We start from the raw sequence: 18,290 nt of genomic DNA, 5'->3' as shown, positions 1-18,290 counted from the left end.
GTTCCGTTTTGGAGAGCAGTGGAGGAGGCGACTCCTTCACTGACTTTAATCATTCTCAGAAAAGCAATCCCAAATGCCTTGTGCGATGGGATAGGGAGCTGCGTAGTTCAGCCGAGGCGGGTTAATCCGCTCAAAGTAGAACAGAAAGGGGAGGGCTAACGCCTCCCATGTCGTTGCAATAAATGACTATAGTTTTACCAGCTATGAGCATTGCCACACATTTATATCATGGCATTAATTGAACAGTTGCCCCAGAAATGTGGCGCGCCACATTTTAGCCCAGTCGCACCTTGATATGACAGCTAAAGCGACTTGTGACGCTTGCCCCAGTGCAGCATTCATGACATCAGTGTCGATGCAAACATCTAATCACATAATTTTTTCCTCAGCTCTCTCCGATGCTTGGTGTTAAAAGTAGCAGATGATACTAACTATCTGAGGCTGAACGTTGAAACTTTCGATCGTGCTAAATTATTAGCTTACGTTATCACCATAAGTACGAGAGAGCCACACGGGAGAAGAAAATATATGATATAATTATGATTCACTATTTAAGTCGAGTTGATTTTCGCTGAATCGCTTACGGTGACTAATAACGCAAGTTTCTAGTTATAAACTGCGGTGTTGCTAATTGCCAGCTTGCTAATCAAGTTTTTTACTCGAATTAGCAGCCATTAGCAGCCTGTTTGAGATAACTAGCAACTTAAGTTAAGAGCAATTAGTGCAGGTGTCATTCATCTCAAATTTAACCCCTATAAAAACTATGAACCAATCTGTAGAAAATGACGATAAGGTTGAAAAAAATAGTAGTTTCCCGCGATCGGTATTGTCAGTTAGTCGAGTAGAATTTGGGCTAAGAGAAGATAACCCAGAGGCCAAGTATTGCCCGCTAAAACTGCTAGTTAAGGACGGAAAACAACTTCCGTCAGGATTGCAAGGCCACGTATTTATTATTTCAGCCACAGGCTCTGTTGACTCCAAATCTCGCGATGATAACAAAGATATTGTATTTCCTTCCAGTGATGGTTTCACGCCATTCTACAACGGCGACGGGATGGTTTATCGCTTTGATTTTGACAATCTTGAGGAAGGAGTATTTCTCACAACTAGAATTGCTACAACCCCCTGTTACTATGCCGACGCAGCCACAAATAAATGCCAGCCTAACCTGAGATTTAAAAATCGCGGCATCATGCGAATGTCTGACCAGTTAGGGATTCGCAATCAGCTAAACACCGGATTTCTGCCCATGAAATTTCTTCAGGAAGACAACGAAAGACTGCTGATAACTTGGGATATAGGGCGTCCCTACGAAATTGATACAAAAACGCTGGAAGCAGTCACGCCCGTGGGTTGGGATCGAGATTGGAGAGCCTTTAATCCGCTATTAGCCAACCTTCCCTTACAACCGCCTTTTCCGTTTAAATTAGTTCAGACTTCAGCCCATCCTTGTTTTGACGAGAACACAGGGGAAATGTTTACTGTCAACAGCGGGCGATCGCTCTCCACTTTTATTGCTCAATTGCGTCCAGTCCTCTATTGGGCATTCGGTTTGATTGACAGCATCAGAAATCCCTCCCAGCGAGGATTTCAGAAAGCTCCCGACCAAAAAAACTTTTTCCAAAAATTAGCAGCAGCCTTTAAACAAACAATTCATTTATTATGGAGTCTGCTGCAAAGTTTTAATATATTTGCCAACTTTGTCTATGTGATTTCCTGGGATGGCAAAGAAAAGATTAATAAATGGCAGGTAACGCACCCCAATGGTTGCCCGATCGCAATTAAACAGAGTATGCACCAGATAGGATTGACTGAAGACTACGTGGTGCTGATGGACACTGCCTTTAAATTCTTACTAGAAGAAATACTTCCGGCGCCAAACGAGCCAAAATATGAAGAAATAGAAAAATGGCTGAGAAACTTAATCGATCGCCCGCAATTACCCGACAGTACGATCTACATTGTCCGCCGCACTGACCTGAAATCAGATGTCAAGAAAGTGGTAGCGCGACAGGTTGTCATTCCCCGCGAAACCACGCACTTTCTCACAGACTATAAAAATCCGAACGATCAAATCACGCTGCACTTAGCTCACGTATGCGCTTGGGATGTAGCTGAATGGATTCGCAAGATCGATTTCAGCAACTCATACAACAATGGAGACTTACCCCCTATGTTTGGGATGACAGTAGGGCCATTAGATATTAGTCGCATGGGATGCTACGTACTCGATGCTAAGGATGCCAAACAAATCAAAGTTGCCAGAAGCGATTTGACAGGAGTTTATGCAGACAACCAGCCTAACAAATATTGCCAGGATACTCAGACCAACGGTAAAGAATATTGCAAATACACTTGGGGACCAGCACTTTATGCTTACCGTGAAAATCCGCCTTCTGGACACTTTGAAAATATCTACTGGAGCTTTTTTGGATGCTGGGAAGATATTTTCACTGAAGAAGGACTCAAAATGTATCAAAACTATAAATATCGGGAAATACCAGCCGATGAAGTGCGCCATCTGACCAAAAAAGGCATCAAATCTAACTTGTTACGACTGCACATAGCAGATATGGATACCCTTGAAGCAAATGAAAATCGGTTGCAGATTCAAGACTCATACGAATTTGACACAGGTTATTTCGGCAACTCGCCGCAATTTGTCCCGCGCGCGGGCTCAACAGGCGGCTCAACAGACGGCTATATTGTATGTGTAGTTTATAATGGTACAGATGAGCAACCTGACAACGGCAATGAAATCTGGATTTTCGACGCTGCGGATTTGAAGAGCGGCCCCCTATGCAAACTCTGGCATCCACAACTTAATTTTGGGATTTCCGTACACACGACTTGGTTGTCCAAGATTGGCAAACGGACGGCTAGTTATAATATTCCGGTGAAACAAGATTACGAATATTTAGTCAAACAGCAACCTCAAGAAATTCAGGAGTTCTTTAATGAGTGGGTATATCCGAAGCGAGAACCAAAAGACAGCGGTGACTGTAGCGTTAGTTAGCTCCGCAAGTCAGATTGCTAACTCAAAAGCGATCGCTGTTTCAACTGACTAGCAGTTGGCGCGATCGCTATATTGTATTTTATATATGATGGCACTGATATCACTTCAAGATTAAGACACCTATGTTAGCAATTCGCGGATATAAAATTACTTCACAAATTTACCAAGGGTTTAATACTGTTATTTATCGAGGGATCAAAGAGTCAGACGGACAGCCAGCGATATTGAAAATCCTCAAAAATGAGTATCCTAATCTAGAAGAAATCACCCGTTTAAGACAGGAATATGAAATTTCCAAAAACCTTAATATAGAGGGTATAGTTAAACCTTTAGAATTACAAGAATTGGGAAACCGCCAATTTATCCTAATTTTGGAAGATTTTGGCGGAATTGCTCTCTCAGATAGCGAACAATTTAAGCAGCCACAAATACGAGATTTTCTAGCGATTGCGATTCAGGTAGCATCTACCCTCGCTCAGTTGCACGATCGTTGCATTATTCACAAAGATATCAAACCCCAAAACATCATCGTCAATTTGGCCAAAAATCAAGTAAAAATTACCGATTTTGGTATTGCAACCCGCCTGTCTAAAGAAAATCAATCCCTCAGCCACCCCAACTTATTAGAAGGAACTCTTGCCTATCTATCCCCAGAACAAACAGGTCGGATGAATCGGGCAATCGACTACCGAACGGATTTCTATTCTTTAGGAGTCACGTTTTATGAAATGCTAACAGGGAAACTGCCCTTTCCGACCACTGACGCCCTCGAATTAATTTACTCCCACATTGCCATTCAACCCGTACCACCAGCAAAAATTAACAGCCAGATTCCTCAAGCAATTTCTGAAATTGTGATGAAATTGATGGCTAAAACTGCTGAAGAACGCTATCAAAGTGCTGAAGGTTTGAAATTCGATCTAGAACAGTGTTTAACTCAATTAGAAACTACAGGGAAAATTGACAACTTTCAAATTGGTCAAGAAGATTTATCAAGTCAATTGCAAATTCCGCAGAAACTCTACGGTCGATTTGAACAAGTTCAGACACTCCTAGCCGCCTTCGACCGCATCAGTAATGGGACAGCGGAAATGATGCTAGTAGCTGGCTATTCAGGCATTGGGAAAACTGCTGTAGTTAATGAAGTTCACAAACCGATTGTCCGGCAGCATGGCTATTTCATTTCTGGTAAATTTGACCAATTTAAGCGCAACATTCCCTACGCTTCTCTGATAGAAGCTTTCTCGGATCTGATGCGCCAGCTATTAACTGATAGTCCGCAACAGATAGAGAATTGGAAACAAAAACTCTTAAACGCATTAGGCCAGCAAGGCCGAATTATTACAGAAGTTATTCCCGAAGTTGAACTGATCGTTGGCGAACAGCCGCCCGTGCCAGAAGTGGGAGCAACTGAAGCTCAAAATCGATTTAATCGGGTGTTTGCCAGCTTTATTCAAGTTTTTACTCAACCAGAACACCCGCTGGTTATTTTTCTAGATGATTTGCAGTGGGCTGATTTATCGTCGCTCAAGTTAATTCAACTGCTAGTGACTAACCCCGACAGCCAATATCTACTGATGATTGGTGCTTATCGAGATAATGAAGTTAGTCCGACGCATCCTTTGATGCAAACTTTGAAAAATAATCAAGAAAATTCAGCTAATTTAACAACAATTACTCTCGCACCTTTGAGTAGTACAGATGTCAATCAAATAGTTGCCGACACTCTTAGGGAAAGCCAAAAATCCCAAAGTCTATCCGCTCTGCTATTTAATAAAACTCAAGGCAATCCTTTCTTTTTAAATCAACTGCTAAAATATCTTTATGAAGAAAAGCTGTTAGCTTACAATTTTAATAGTCGCCAATGGGAGTGGGAAATAGATGAAATTCAAGCGATAGGAATTGCGGATTATAACGTTGTCGAGTTAATGGTAAAGCAGATTCAAAGGCTGCCGGAAGCAAGTCAAAAGATTTTGCAGTTAGCAGCTTGTATCGGCAGCAGATTTTATTTAGATGTTTTGGCGATCGTCAATGAAGAATCTCCTGTAGAAACGGCAAATCAACTGTGGTCTGCCCTAGAGGCAGGTTTGATTCTCCCCTTGAACGACGCCTACAAAATTCCGCTCTTTTTTGACCGCGAATTGGCACAGATGCACCTTGACGATATCGCCAGCCGTCAAACTGCATCTGTGCAAATTCCTTACAAGTTTTTGCACGATCGCGTACAGCAAGCAGCTTATTCTCTCATTGCCGAAGACCAAAAAAAATTAACTCACCTCAAAATTGGTCAACTGCTGCTGAAAAATACGACCCCATCTCAGCAAGAAGAAAACATTTTTGCGATCGTCAATCAACTGAATATCGGCAGCGAGTTCATCACCGAGCAGTCAGAAAAAAACCAACTCGCTGCCCTGAATCTCGCCGCAGGTCGGAAAGCTAAAGCAGCAACAGCCTCCGAAGCGGCTGCCAATTATTTTAATGCGGGCATGGAACTCCTGGCAGCTTCTAGCTGGCAAAGCAATTACGAACTCACGCTCAACCTCTATATAGAAGCTGTAGAAGCAGAATACTTGTGTACCAACTTCGAGAGAGCTGCTGCACTGGCAGAAATAGCGCTGCAACAGGCAACAACCCTGCTCGAAAAGGTGAAAGTTTACGAGCTAAAAGTTGAATTTTATATCGCTCAAAACCAGCTATCCAAAGCCCTTGAAACCGGACTGCAAGCGGTAGAGATGCTCGGAGTTTCCCTAACTCCTCTGCCCAGCGAGGGCAGCAGTTCCGTGCAGATGCCGAGATTAGAAGAGTTAGAAAACCTTCCCGAAATGACCGATCCCTATTTGCTAGCAGCTCTGCGAATCTTGATAACGGCAACGGCCGCTGCTTCGATCTCAGCGCCTTCAACCTTTGTTCAGATCGTTTTAACGAAGGTCAATCTTTGTGTGGAACGAGGTCATTCAGCTCTGGCAGCGATCGCTTACGCAAATTACGGCATAATTTTGTGCGGGCCGATGGCAGACTTGGACGCGGGATATTACTGCGGGCAGTTGGCGATTAAACTCCTAGATATTTTTCCTGACAACAAACTCAAATGTCGAGTTTATGCGCCCTTTTACGGTTTGATCTCCCATTGGAAAGAGCAGGCTAAGGAAAGTATTGCACCGTTAGAAGAGGCGATTCAAGCCGGTTTGGAAACGGGAGATTACCAATATGCAGGCTATTGCGTACTCCACTCTTGTACCAACCTATTCTTGAGCGGCGAACGCTTAGAAATTGTCGATGTAAACATTAGCGAATATATCAAACTTTTAAATAAAATCAAACAGGAATTCCCGCTCAATTTCATTAAGGTATGGCATCAACTGACCTTAAATTTGCAAGGATTATCATCAGATAAAATGCTGCTGCAAGGCAAAAGTTTTGATGAAGCAGCGATGCTGGTATATTTGCAGGAAACCAAAAATGCAACAACGCTGTTATTAGTTTACCAGGCCAAAGCCTTTCTCTGTTATTTATTTAAAGATTATTCCCAGGCTCTTGCCTGCATTTTGGCAGCTCACGAACACCTCAGAGGCGATAGCGGCATGATGACGTTTCCCGCTCACTACTTCTATTATTCGCTGATCCTGCTCGCTAATTACAACAGCGCTGCGCCGAGGGAGCAACAGCAATATCTGGAATTGGTAGAATCTCATCAGGAAAAAATGAAATGCTGGGCGCAAGACGCGCCGATGAACTATCAGCACAAGTACGACCTGATCGAGGCAGAAAAAGCGCGGATTTTGGGGCAAAATGAGCAAGCAATTAACTTGTACGAAAGAGCGATATCGGGAGCGATAGAGTACGAACGCCTGGAAGATGAAGCTATTGCTAAAGAACTGGCTGGAGAATTTCATTTTGCTTGCGATCGCGAACATATGAGTCAGTTCTATCTGAACGAATCCTACTACGCTTATATTCGCTGGGGAGCTACGGCAAAAGCCCAAGATTTAGAGTCAAGGTATCCAAAAATATTTGGGAGAATAACAGCTCAAAAAAATCTCGGTCTTGATTTTAATACCACGACATTAACAACAGGATCTAGCTTGGAAGGATTAGAGCTACTTTCTGTGCTTAAATTTTCCAAAATCATCTCTGGGGAAATTGTTTTAAGCGAACTGATTTTACAATTTATGAAAATTGCGCTCAATAATGCTGGCGCTCAAAAAGGATTTCTGATTTTGAATCAGTCAGAAGGTTTTGAGATCGCAGCCGCTGGGGAAGTTGAGGACAGCGATATTAAGGTGTTGTTATCTCCCCAGATTGAACTAGAGCAAGTTGTTCCCTTAAGCGTTATTTATTATGTGGAAAAGACTCTCAAAACTGTCGTTTTAAATAATGCTAAGGCTGAAGGAGCTTTTAGAACAGACCCTTATATCAGGACGCATCAACCCAAGTCAGTCTTATGTATTCCCATCATCAATCAAGGCAAAATGATGGGTTTACTTTACTTTGAAAATAATTTGGCAACTAGCGCTTTCACTCCGACGCGGCTGGAAGTTTTAAAACTGATATCTTCTCAAGCAGCAATCTCGCTAGAAAATGCCTTACTTTACCACACGCAGGAACAAAAAGTAGAAGAGCGCACTGCCCAACTCGCCCAAGCAAACCAGGAAATTAGCGGCCTCAACGACAAACTTAAAGCCGAAAACATCCGCCTCAGTGCTGAGTTAGAAGTCACGAAACGACTGCAACAAATGATCTTGCCCAAACAATCAGAACTTGATAAAATTAAAGGATTAGAAATAGCTGGATATATGCAACCTGCCGATGAAGTTGGTGGCGACTACTACGACGTGCTAACCCAAAATGATCGGGTAAAAATTAGCATCGGCGATGTTACGGGACATGGTTTAGAAAGTGGCGTATTAATGATTATGGCGCAAACCGCCGTCCGCACTCTCCAACAAATGAACGAAACCGATCCGGTGAAGTTTCTTGATGTGTTAAACCGCACCCTTTATGCCAATATCGAGCGCATTGACTCGTCTAAAAACATGACCTTGGCTTTGTTAGATTATCAAGATAGTAACCTCACCATCAGCGGTCAACATGAAGAAATAATTGTAGTCCGTACTGATGGTAACATCGAACTGATCGATACAATGGAACTCGGCTTTCCTCTGGGATTAGAGGAAGATATTTCTGGTTTTGTTTCCCAAGTTCAAGTGCATCTTAATCCCGGGGATATAGTAGTGCTTTACACAGATGGAATTACCGAAGCTATAAATATAAATCGAGTGTATTACGGCATAGAAAGATTGTGCCAAGTGGCGCAAAAAAATCGCCACAAAACGGTTGAAGAAATTCGACAAGCAGTAATTGATGATGTGCGGCAACATATTGACAAACATAAAGTTTTTGACGACATTACGTTGGTAGTCCTAAAACAGAAATAACGCAAGTTGGTAATTGGTAATTGGTAATTAATCATATCAAGTCCGGTTGCACCGGACTTGTATAGTGGGGGTGTAGTCGATCGAGAGTGCTATCGCCCAAATCTATCACAGCGATATCTCAGTCACCGCAATATTACCCCCAAAACACACGTCAACATCAGTCCCCGCCGCCCGATCGCGCGCTCCGTATTCTCCAACATAATAAAAATATTCTCCCTCCATTTTGTACTCAACCGGCAGCGGCTCAGTCGAAGGCTTGCAAAACACAATTTCCGGTTCCGCACTTCCCGGCGCTAAATGCGGAAAATTCACATTCCAGAAACACCCCGACTTTGGTTCCCGCTTCAGCAAATCCGCCAACACCCGCGATGTCCAACGAGTCGCGACATCCCAGTCTATTTCGAGCGGCCTTTTAATCCGGTGGGAAATTGCGATTCCCGGAATACCGTGCATGGCTGCTTCGCGCACAGCCGCCACCGTACCCGAAATATACACGTCAACCCCCAAATTGCCACCTGCGTTAATACCCGAAAGCACCAAATCCGGCTTCGCACAAACGTGATGAAGAGCGATTCGCACGCAATCAGCCGGTGTTCCTCCTACAGCATACTCAAATTCCGATCGGCGATCGACATGAATCGGACTGTGAGCCGTCACTTGATGCCCGCAGCCCGACAATTGCCCCTGCGGAGCCACCATAATTGTCTTGCCTTCTACAGCTTGCTTCATTGCCTGAATTCCGGGAGCGTCTATGCCATCGTCGTTGGTTAAAATTATCGTCATTGAAAATTTGTCTGTTAGTAACGTTATTGTGTCACTGGCGGGCGAGTCGAGGCAATCTCAAATTGTAGGGTGGCGCGGGGATTGTATCGGTGTCAGTCGATTTTAGATTTTAGATTTTAGATTTACTCCACAGATGAATCTCGGAGATTGAACAACAGCCTAAAATTTTTGAGCCCTCCACGCCGTACTTTAGTGGCTCAAACCCGTTATCTGCGCCCAGGAAGAGTTACTAATTCTATATTTACTTACTGTGCAACTATAGCGGTTCTCAAAAAAGTGAGGATAGCCCTATGCCATAGCCCTATGCCATAGCCCTATGCCATATCCCGGAAGCGTACCTGATATGAGAGATCGAAAGGCTATATATTTTACTTTCGCGTACATCAGGCGATCGACAAACCGATTTCTCAATTATTGTATAAATACACACTTATTTGTAAGTAATATTACGCAATTAGCCATTGTGACAGCCGATGATACCGAAAGTTGCAATAACGGATAGTTAGCCGTGGAATACCTCAGCAACAGTCATCCTAGCCTTTGCGGCACAACCAAGTTTACTAAAACTTTAAGAATAAACCTCGCACAATATTGTTTTGGTAAAGGTAGCAAAAATGTATATACAAATACCTTTACATGATAGATGATGTAAATAGACACCAGAAGAAATCAATAAAGTCAATCCCCCCAACGATATAAACGAGGTATTACTCTTATGAAAACCAACTTCGCCCAACCACTAACCGCCTGTATAGCTACCGCTGGTTTAGTTGTTGCTTCTTCATTACTAACTGCAACGCAAGCCCAAGCATTCAGTTTATCTGTGGCTCCTCAGTACGGTACGACCAACGGCATTGGCACCGGCGCTACTGCAACATTAGACTTCAACGTTGTCCAAAGTGGAGCCGATTTGCTCCTGAATTTGGGGATCACCAATACGACTGGCACTCAGGCTACAGCCGGTGGCGCAACCAACTCTTCTCTCGTTGCGGTGGCATTTGACGTATTGAGCGGCGTTAGTGCATCGGTTAAATCTACCGCAGGCAGCACTTTTACAAAGTTTTGGCAAAACGTTGATATTAGTGGCTTGCACAATGGTTTCGACTATGGCATTAGCACTCCGCGCAATAGCTTTAATGGTGGCAACGCTAATGGAGGCTTATATAAAAATCAGTCTACTTTGGTTAGCTTTTTGCTAACTGGCAGCAGTCTGAGTGCGTCTCAGGCAGAAAATGCTTTCTTGACGGGATTTCAGAATGGTACGCTCAAGGCAGGAGTTCGCTTCCAACAGGTAGATGGGTCTAATGTTGGTACCAGTGACAAAGTTATGGCCGGAGTTTCGGCTGATGCTGAGCCAGTACCCGAACCAACTACTATCGCAGGTATGGTAATGGGGTTGGGAAGTTTAGTCGCAGCCCGCCGCAAGCAGGCAAAAAAAGCTCTTGCTTAAATTTTCTCAGGGGTGCAGGCCATCCATCTGCAGAAAAGAAAAGCTCGTCCCATTTCTAGTGAATTCAGGTTAACTTCTAGTATCAACTCATAAGAGCCAGCGCAGCTATAGTGCTTCTGGCTCTTATTTTTGCTCTACATTTTGTCATTAAGTAGAACAAAAAATTTGCGATGCCAGAATTTCCACAAAAATTGACCTAACATCCCAAATTCCCCAAAAAATATCAACCAACTTGTGGTAAAGTTTTGTGTCGGTTGCTATGTCCAGGCAATCTTCTGCAAGTTCAGTTAAACGCGCTCACAGCAATGTTTTTGCCAATTTTACCCTTAGCTCAAGCAATCCCGACACCTCCGACCCAACAAGTCATCATCCAGCGAGAATTTTCGATACCGGAAAACGAACTGGATTTGCCAGCACCTCCAACAACCGGCCCGCTGAACACTGTGACGGTGCCCCAACAAGTGCGCGTTTTGCCCGGACAACTCGACAATATCCCGGTTTTCAACAGCAACAGCCCCGAAGTCGTGCAAACGGAAGGTATTTTGCTCTCCACATTTCCCCCGGAAGGAAAACAAGTACCTTCTGCACACTTAAACTTCCCCTTCAAAGGTCGATTTGATATCTTCGCCCACCACATCGCCAAAGCTAAAAATCGCGCCGAAACTCGCACCTTATTTCAAGGAATAATTGTCTACAATCCGAACTCGGAACCTGTTACTTTAAATGTCTTGCAAGGAGCGACTTATTTAACTCGGCCGGATGCGTTGTTTGTCGATTTGCCGTCGTATTTAGAAAATCGATTCGGCACGGTGTTTGCGGGGCCTGGAAGCCGGATTACGAGCGATGTGCTGCGGGGGTACAGACAAGCCATTTTGCCCGCTGCGATCGAGATTCCGGCCAATGAGAGCCGAATGCTGATGAATTTGCCGATACCTGTGGGGAATATTAGGCCTTCTTCCAACGGTCGATCGACTTTAATGCGAATGTCGAGCAGCAATTCGGTTTATGTAGCATCATTAGCAATGTTTGTTCCTAAAAGTCAAGGAGGAGTCGAGCAAGATCCGACTTTAGAACAGTGGGAAAATATTTTAAATACCAAAGGTTTAGCGGGGCCGAGAGATTTAGCACCAACTCCCAGAGGCGAAAATCCGGTGCAAAAAATTTACGGCCGCGTGGCAGGAGTAGCGGAAGGTTCCCAGTGGGAAGCTAAAATTACGGACAATTCGAGAACCGATTATTTAACTGTTCCCAAGCGCGGCGAGTCATTTTCTTACGCTCTGAGCACAACGGATACGGGTACTTTTGGCACTGGTCAAGTTCAAAGCGCTAAAATGTTAGCTCGCTATCCCGATACTGCTTACTTAGCTAATGGTAATTACGGGATTCAATACAACTTAACTTTTCCGCTTTACAACAAATCTCGCGAGTCTCAATCTGTTAGCATTAAAATGCAAACACCGATCAAAGCAAATACAGAATCGGGGGGATTGATGTTTTACGATCCTCCCGAAAATCGGATATTTTTCCGAGGTACGGTGCGGGTGATGTTTAATGATGATACGGGCAAGACTTTGACGCGCTACATTCACATCGTGCAGCGCCGGGGACAGCAGGGGGAACCTTTGGTGAATGTGAATATGAAGCCGGGGGAACGCCGTTTGGTTCAAGTAGATTTCTTGTATCCGCCGGATGCGACGCCGCCGCAAGTCTTGACTGTGCGATCGAGTAATTAGTTTGTAGTCAGTAGTCAAAGGTTTGTAGTGAGGACTTTAGTCCGCATCAAGAAAAACTAAAATGTAGTCCATTTGGCTTTTTTTACCTGCTCACGCACTTGCCCATGTAGCACTCTCATCAGCTCTTCTATCACTCCCTGTGTTCGCCACTGCAAGTAAAGCCAATATACGGCCCTTGTAAGGGGCCAATCCTTGGGTAGGTCTTACCAATTGCAGCCATTTTTTAGTTGATAGAAGATTCCATCTAAGATTTCTCTTTTTGTCCAGTTACATGGTTTTAGTTAGCTTCTTCCTGGGCAATATCTCATGTAGTATGGGTTCAATTATTTCCCATTCTGAATCCGTTAGACTGCTACAATAAGGCATGGCTGCTGCTGGATAATGCTTTTGCGGTCACGTATAACAGCGTAAAAGATGTCAAACGGGTTTTATAGAGGCTCAAAACCTTTGCACCTTGGTTGTTCGTCTCTGGCTAAATTTGGGAATTCACCAATAAACCTACTATTTTTCAAGCTGTGTAGCCTCGTTTTTCCACTGCGTACACTTTTTCAGCAAGCCCTAAGTAGAAATCATTGACAAACGTCTTCAGATGAAACCCTTGCCTGAAAAGGCTTTCAGAGATAGCGTGAAAAGTAAGGACAACATCCGTTGCACCAAAAAGTCGCGCCACTCCGTTCTTAGATTGAACCCGATCGCCTTTGACCAGTTTGTTTGGTTTAAAATATAATAAAGTTTTTCCTGAATCATGAGAAAATAAATTTTACTGGCATATCTATAGGGGAACATCCATCATGGCAAGAAGTAGTAGCGGATTTTGGAGCGATTTCTGGAAGTTTTTAGTTCAGGGAAATGTCCTTGAACTGGCAGTTGCCGTCATCATTGGTGGAGCCTTTGGAAAAATCATTGATTCTTTAGTCAAAGATATTATTACTCCCATTCTTCTTAATCCTGCTTTAACGGCTGCGGGAGCTAAAGACCTGGAAAGTTGGGCACCAGGAGGTATAAAATGGGGTGTTTTCCTGGCATCTGTAATTAGTTTTGTGATTATCGCCTTTGTTATTTTTCTATTACTCCGAAGCGTAGAATCTGCAAAAAAAAGATTAATTCGTCGGCTAGCAGCAGAAGCAGAAGCAGAAGTTGCACTTGTTGATGCTGCTACTCTCAACCAGGAAAAGATGACAGAAGTTTTAGAACGCTTAGCAAAAGCATTGGAATCGCGTGGTATTTAGAGCCTACGTAAGTAACCAAACGAAATTAATTAGATAAAGACTCTTTACGTTGTAAGGCTTTCAGGGGATATTTTGTGTGATTAATTTTGTACAACTACTTAATACTTGATTTTTAGGGGATGCAGGCAAAAGTTTAGGCTGTTATCTCCTTTTTTGCACACTCACACTAAAGATATTTCAAAAGCCTTCTTTGCGATTTCGTAACCGGCATCCTGAATCCAAAGTTTGGTGGTGATAAACAGTATTTTTCATAATTTTTCTTTTACGTGTTTCCGAATTGCGTGCTTTTTTAACGCTGAGAAATTACACGTTATTAACGTTCAATTTGGAGATGCTTTCTTTATTATCGAGGGTATGGCTGTAGGCATAGTTCAGGCCTATAGAACCCATTTGACATCTATTCCAGACTTATTACCACAACTAGGTTTGGGGCGAATCAGTAGAATTCTAAATTTAGGCTAGAATAGTTGCCCTGTAAGGATTTTACAAAAGATGTCAAATGGGTTCTATAATAATAAAAATCCTTTTTGCAATACTGAGATGTTCCCGACTGAAGTCCTGACTACGAACCTCAGAGTAAGGTTTGTAGTCAGGACTTTAGTCCTAATTAAAGTGTCAAAGATTGAGGATTTGTCTCAATCAATTTAGCTAAATCTTGCAAGAAAGATGCAGCGTCAGCACCGTAAATAATCCGGTGATCGCAAGTAATATTCACTTGCATTTGGCGCTTCACTCCCATCAAACCTTCCTCGTTAGCTACGACTTGTGGCCGCGAAGAGCCGATCGCCAAAATCGAGCCTTGATTCGGCGGCAAAATCGCATCAAACTTATCTACTCCAAACATTCCCAAATTGGAGAGAGTAAAAGTGCCCGTGCTGTATTCATCAGGCTTCAACTGCTTGGTGCGGGCGCGATCGACTAAATCCTTCCAAGTGCGGGAGAGAGAATAAATATCGAGGCGATCGGCATTTTGCAACACCGGCGTAATCAAACCGCCGCCGTCCATAGCCACCGCTACCGCCACATTAATATCAGCCCGGTGTTGAATTCCCGACTCCACATAACAAGCATTCAGCAGAGGATGTTTTTGTAAAGTTACTGCTACTGCTTTTGCCAGCAAAGCCGTCATCGTGACGCCTTTCGACTTAATTTGTTTGTAGAGTTTGTCCAGATTGTCAGTAGTAATTGTATAGCCGACGCGGAAACAGGGCACGCTCAAACTTGCTTCCATATTGCGGACTACCGCATTTTGCAGCGCGTTCATCGGTACTCTGTTACCCGAAAGCGCCACTGCTGGGACTGGTGCGGGTGCAGGTTTGGCTGCTGCGGCTGCGGGTGCTGCGGCTGCGGGTGTTGCCGGGACTGTGACTGGTTGCTGAACCGGAACAGGTTGGGCTTTACCGGCTGCAGCTTCCACGTCTTCTGCGACAATCCGGCCGTTGGGGCCGCTGCCTTTGATCGAATTCAAATCTACTTTAAATTCTTTGGCTAACTTGCGAGCACGGGGAGAAACAATGCTGCGGCCGTTTTGGCGGCTGAGGTTTTGCTGCAAACCTGCTGATGCGGTAGCTGGGGCTGGGGCTGGGGCTGGGGCTGGGGCGGCTGGGGCTGGGGCTGGGGCTGGGGCGGCTGGCGCGCCGGCTCCTTGTTTCTGAGCTTCTGCGATTTCGGCTTCTGTTTCTGCGACTAGGGCGATCGCAGCTCCCACGGTCGCAACTTCGCCGGCTGGTACAATAATTATTGCTAGATAGCCTTCGTAGAAAGACTCGACATCCATGTCGGCTTTGTCGGATTCAACCACGACTACGGTTTCGCCCTTTTCTACTTTGTCTCCGGCGGATTTGACCCAGGAAACAATTTTGCCCTCTGTCATGGTAGAGCTCAGGGCTGGCATGAAAACTTCGCGAATCATCTGTAAAAAGTCCTTGTGAGTTGGTAATTGGCGATCGGTAATTGGCGATTGATAATTGGCGATCGGCCACCGGCAATACTTATTATTATGCCAGTCTCTCGCATTCTTGATGTGTGACTGTTGACTCAAAATCAATTGCCAATTACCGATCGCCAATTACCACTTACCAATTTCTAAATATCACCTCGAATTTCTTCGACTATGCCGTCGCGGAGGAGAATTTCTACTTGCATTTTTTGAATCAAGTTTTCTCCCAGGCCGACAGTGAATGTGCCGTCAATTTGACCTTGACTCACTTCTTGTTCCAGGTCTAGCACCTGCACTTGCTGAAGCTGTTGCAGGTTTTGGTTTTTCTGTTCTAGCAGTTCGCTTTTTCTTTGATTCACCTGCACTTGAATGTTTTCTATTTGCTGCATTACTTGCGGGCCTGGGGGCTGCAGGTTTTGCTTTTGGATTTCTGAAACCATCCGCTGCCCTTGCATTTCTAACTGTTGTAGCTGAGAGTCTATTTGGTTGATTTGGGCTTGGAGTTGCTGTTGAGCTTCTTCTTTCCAGCGGGGAGTAACGACGACTTTAACGTTAATCGATCGCTTCAAGAGTAATTGTGGTTCCATAAAGTTGTTGCTTGTCAATTAGGAATTAGGCATTAGTCATTAGTTGGTAAACATGAACTAATGGCTGAGGACTGAGGACTCGGACTTGGGACTCGGGTGTTGGGATAATTTTTTCTTTTCCATTCCCCAAGTCCTGCGAATATTTCAAAACATCTCGTCAATCATATCGCGGTAGTGTTCCGTCACAACCGGGCGCTTAATTTTCAGGGTCTGGGTCAACATTCCATTTTCCATCGAAAATGGCTCCTGAATCAACCGGAACGGGCCGATCCGATCGTCCGCGCGGTATCCAGGGCGATTTTTCACCTCCCGGTTCAACTCTTGGCGGAATAAGTCTTGAATTGTCTTGCTATTCCAGTCAATTTCCTGTAATGGGGGAGTCTGAGTTTCGCCCCATTTGAGTACGGCTTCTGGATTGGGGACAATTAAGGCACCGATCGATTTCTGGTCTTGGCCTACTACGATAATTTGGTCGATGTAGGGGCTGCGGACGCAGGCATCTTCTATGGGCTGCGGTTCGATGTTTTCGCCGTTGCTGAGGACGATCGTATCTTTGGCCCGCCCGGTCAAAACTAAGTCGTTTCCCGGTGTCAGCCAGCCTAAATCGCCGGTGTCAAACCAGCCTTCGGGGTCGATCGCCTTGGCAGTCGCTTGGGGATTAAGATAATAACCTGCCATAATTTGCGGCCCCCGCGCCAATACCAAGCCGCGCTGGCCTGTGGGCAGTTGCTGTCTGGTTTCTGGGTCTACTATTTTAATTTCCGTATGGGCGATCGGCTGTCCTGCGGAACCTTTAAGATTGTGCCAAGGGCGACGGACGGTTAAAACCGGGGACGTTTCGGTTAAACCATATCCCACCAACAAGCCGATATTAGCTATTTCAAAGAAATTGTCTAAATGCGTTGCCAAAGAACCGCCGCCGCTAATGGCCCATTTTAAGCGTCCCCCTGTAGCTTCCCTGACTTTTTTGTAAACCAATTTTTCGGCGAGGGCGTGTACGGGCGACCACAGAATGCTTTTGGTGCGGGCGATTAGTTTTTCCGAAGCAGAAGCAGGTTTCAAACTGAGAGTTAATCCTTGGAAAATGCGGCGGTTCTCAATGTATTGCTGGCTGGCAGATAACAGGAAATTCACCAATTTTTGTTTCTTAGGTGGTTGTTCCCGAAACTGCTTTTGTACGGCCTCGTAAATCGATTCCCAGAGGCGCGGAACGCTGACCATGTACTGGGGTTTGTAAGTTTTAAAGTCTTGTTTGAAATAGCGAATATTGGTGTAAATTTGCGTGCATCCTTGGGAAAGCAGGAAGTATTCGACGCTGCGTTCGTAGGCGTGCCAACTGGGCAGAATACTGAGGACGCCGTCGCCGGCTTCGGGCTGGAGAATTGTGCCCAAGGTGTTGAGTTGGTGCAGCAGGTTGCCATGAGTCAGCATGACGCCTTTGGGTTTGCCGGTGGTGCCGCTGGTGTAGAGGAGAGTGGCGAGGGTTTGAGGCTTGTGGTTGGAGGGTTTGAGGGGACGGTTGGCCCCTGTAGTCATCACTTGAGAAAATTTGACTGTGCTTAGGGTTTGGCTGGTTTCCGGTTCTTCCTCGGACAGGAGGACGATGAGTTGAATGGGCAAATCAGGGAGGCGGTGTTGCAGTTTTTTCAGTAATGCCAGGTTTTCGACTACCAAGGCGGTGCTGCCGCTGTCTTGGATGATGTACAGGAGTTCTTCGGGGTCGGCGGTGGCGCCTCGAACAACATTTGCGGCCCCGGCCATCATGATACCTTGGTCGGCTATCAGCCAGCGGGGGCTGTTGTCGGCGAAGAGGGCGATGCGGGGAGGGACTGCTTCTTCGGGATTTGGTTCGATGCCTAGGGCTTGTAAGCCGGCGGCGAATTGCTGGATTTGTTGGTACAGGTCGGTGTAGGTGAATTTGATTTCGGGCTGGCTGTGGGGGTCGTGGAGGGCGACGGTTTGACCGAATTTTTGTTTGACGATCGCCCAAATTTCGGGTATCGATTGGATGGAACTGTAATCAATTAGGCGGTTGAGGTTCGCACGATCGCGATCAGTCATTTCAGATGATGTGTAAGATGGTGGGCGGTTCATAAGGTATCTTCCTGAGTTTTCGGA

Annotated in this window: 9 protein-coding genes and 1 pseudogene; 6 read left to right on the top strand and 4 right to left on the bottom strand. The window is 44.9% G+C overall.

The genetic code is table 11. From position 1 onward, the window contains the following. From QUA44_RS21765 to QUA44_RS21755, 3 genes and pseudogenes are all read left to right on the top strand, one after another. Window positions 1-238: pseudogene (locus QUA44_RS21765) on the top strand (hypothetical protein); the annotation flags it as partial. Between the two features lie 525 nt (window positions 239-763). After that, window positions 764-3,016 carry a carotenoid oxygenase family protein gene (locus tag QUA44_RS21760; protein ID WP_333254257.1) on the top strand — a complete coding sequence of 751 codons (2,253 nt, stop codon included), beginning with the start codon at window positions 764-766 and terminating at the stop codon, window positions 3,014-3,016. Window positions 3,017-3,138: 122 nt separating this feature from the next. After that, on the top strand, window positions 3,139-8,451 hold the full coding sequence (locus tag QUA44_RS21755; RefSeq protein ID WP_333254259.1) for an AAA family ATPase: 5,313 nt from the start codon (window positions 3,139-3,141) through the stop codon (window positions 8,449-8,451). 105 nt (window positions 8,452-8,556) lie between these two features. Here QUA44_RS21755 and surE read toward each other — a convergent pair whose 3' ends face one another. After that, on the bottom strand, window positions 8,557-9,234 hold the full coding sequence (gene surE, locus QUA44_RS21750) for a 5'/3'-nucleotidase SurE (protein WP_333254261.1): 678 nt from the start codon (window positions 9,232-9,234) through the stop codon (window positions 8,557-8,559). A gap of 715 nt (window positions 9,235-9,949) precedes the next feature. On the opposite strand from surE, the gene QUA44_RS21745 reads away from it, so the two are divergent. The 3 genes from QUA44_RS21745 (at window position 9,950) to mscL (ending at window position 13,646) form a co-directional block, all read left to right on the top strand. Continuing rightward, the gene (locus tag QUA44_RS21745; protein WP_333254263.1) at window positions 9,950-10,684 is read left to right on the top strand and encodes a PEP-CTERM sorting domain-containing protein; all 735 of its coding nucleotides are present in this window, start codon (window positions 9,950-9,952) and stop codon (window positions 10,682-10,684) included. 305 nt (window positions 10,685-10,989) lie between these two features. Next, window positions 10,990-12,417 carry a DUF3370 domain-containing protein gene (locus QUA44_RS21740; RefSeq protein WP_333254265.1) on the top strand — a complete coding sequence of 476 codons (1,428 nt, stop codon included), beginning with the start codon at window positions 10,990-10,992 and terminating at the stop codon, window positions 12,415-12,417. A gap of 791 nt (window positions 12,418-13,208) precedes the next feature. Continuing rightward, window positions 13,209-13,646, top strand: a complete 438-nt coding sequence (gene mscL, locus QUA44_RS21735) for a large conductance mechanosensitive channel protein MscL (RefSeq protein ID WP_333254268.1) — start codon at window positions 13,209-13,211, stop codon at window positions 13,644-13,646. 607 nt (window positions 13,647-14,253) lie between these two features. Here mscL and QUA44_RS21730 read toward each other — a convergent pair. From QUA44_RS21730 to QUA44_RS21720, 3 genes are all read right to left on the bottom strand, one after another. Continuing rightward, on the bottom strand, window positions 14,254-15,558 hold the full coding sequence (locus QUA44_RS21730; protein WP_333254343.1) for a dihydrolipoamide acetyltransferase family protein: 1,305 nt from the start codon (window positions 15,556-15,558) through the stop codon (window positions 14,254-14,256). A gap of 173 nt (window positions 15,559-15,731) precedes the next feature. Next, the gene (locus QUA44_RS21725) at window positions 15,732-16,172 is read right to left on the bottom strand and encodes a YlqD family protein (protein ID WP_006631983.1); all 441 of its coding nucleotides are present in this window, start codon (window positions 16,170-16,172) and stop codon (window positions 15,732-15,734) included. A 144-nt stretch (window positions 16,173-16,316) separates the two neighbouring features. Beyond that, window positions 16,317-18,266 carry a long-chain fatty acid--CoA ligase gene (locus QUA44_RS21720; RefSeq protein ID WP_333254271.1) on the bottom strand — a complete coding sequence of 650 codons (1,950 nt, stop codon included), beginning with the start codon at window positions 18,264-18,266 and terminating at the stop codon, window positions 16,317-16,319. Between the last annotated feature and the right edge of the window lie 24 nt (window positions 18,267-18,290).

It is taken from the genome of Microcoleus sp. N9_A2, from assembly GCF_036701775.1.
GTDB lineage: Bacteria > Cyanobacteriota > Cyanobacteriia > Cyanobacteriales > Microcoleaceae > Microcoleus.
Note: the sequence above shows the minus strand (reverse complement) of the source record. Positions and strands in the feature narration are given on the sequence as shown.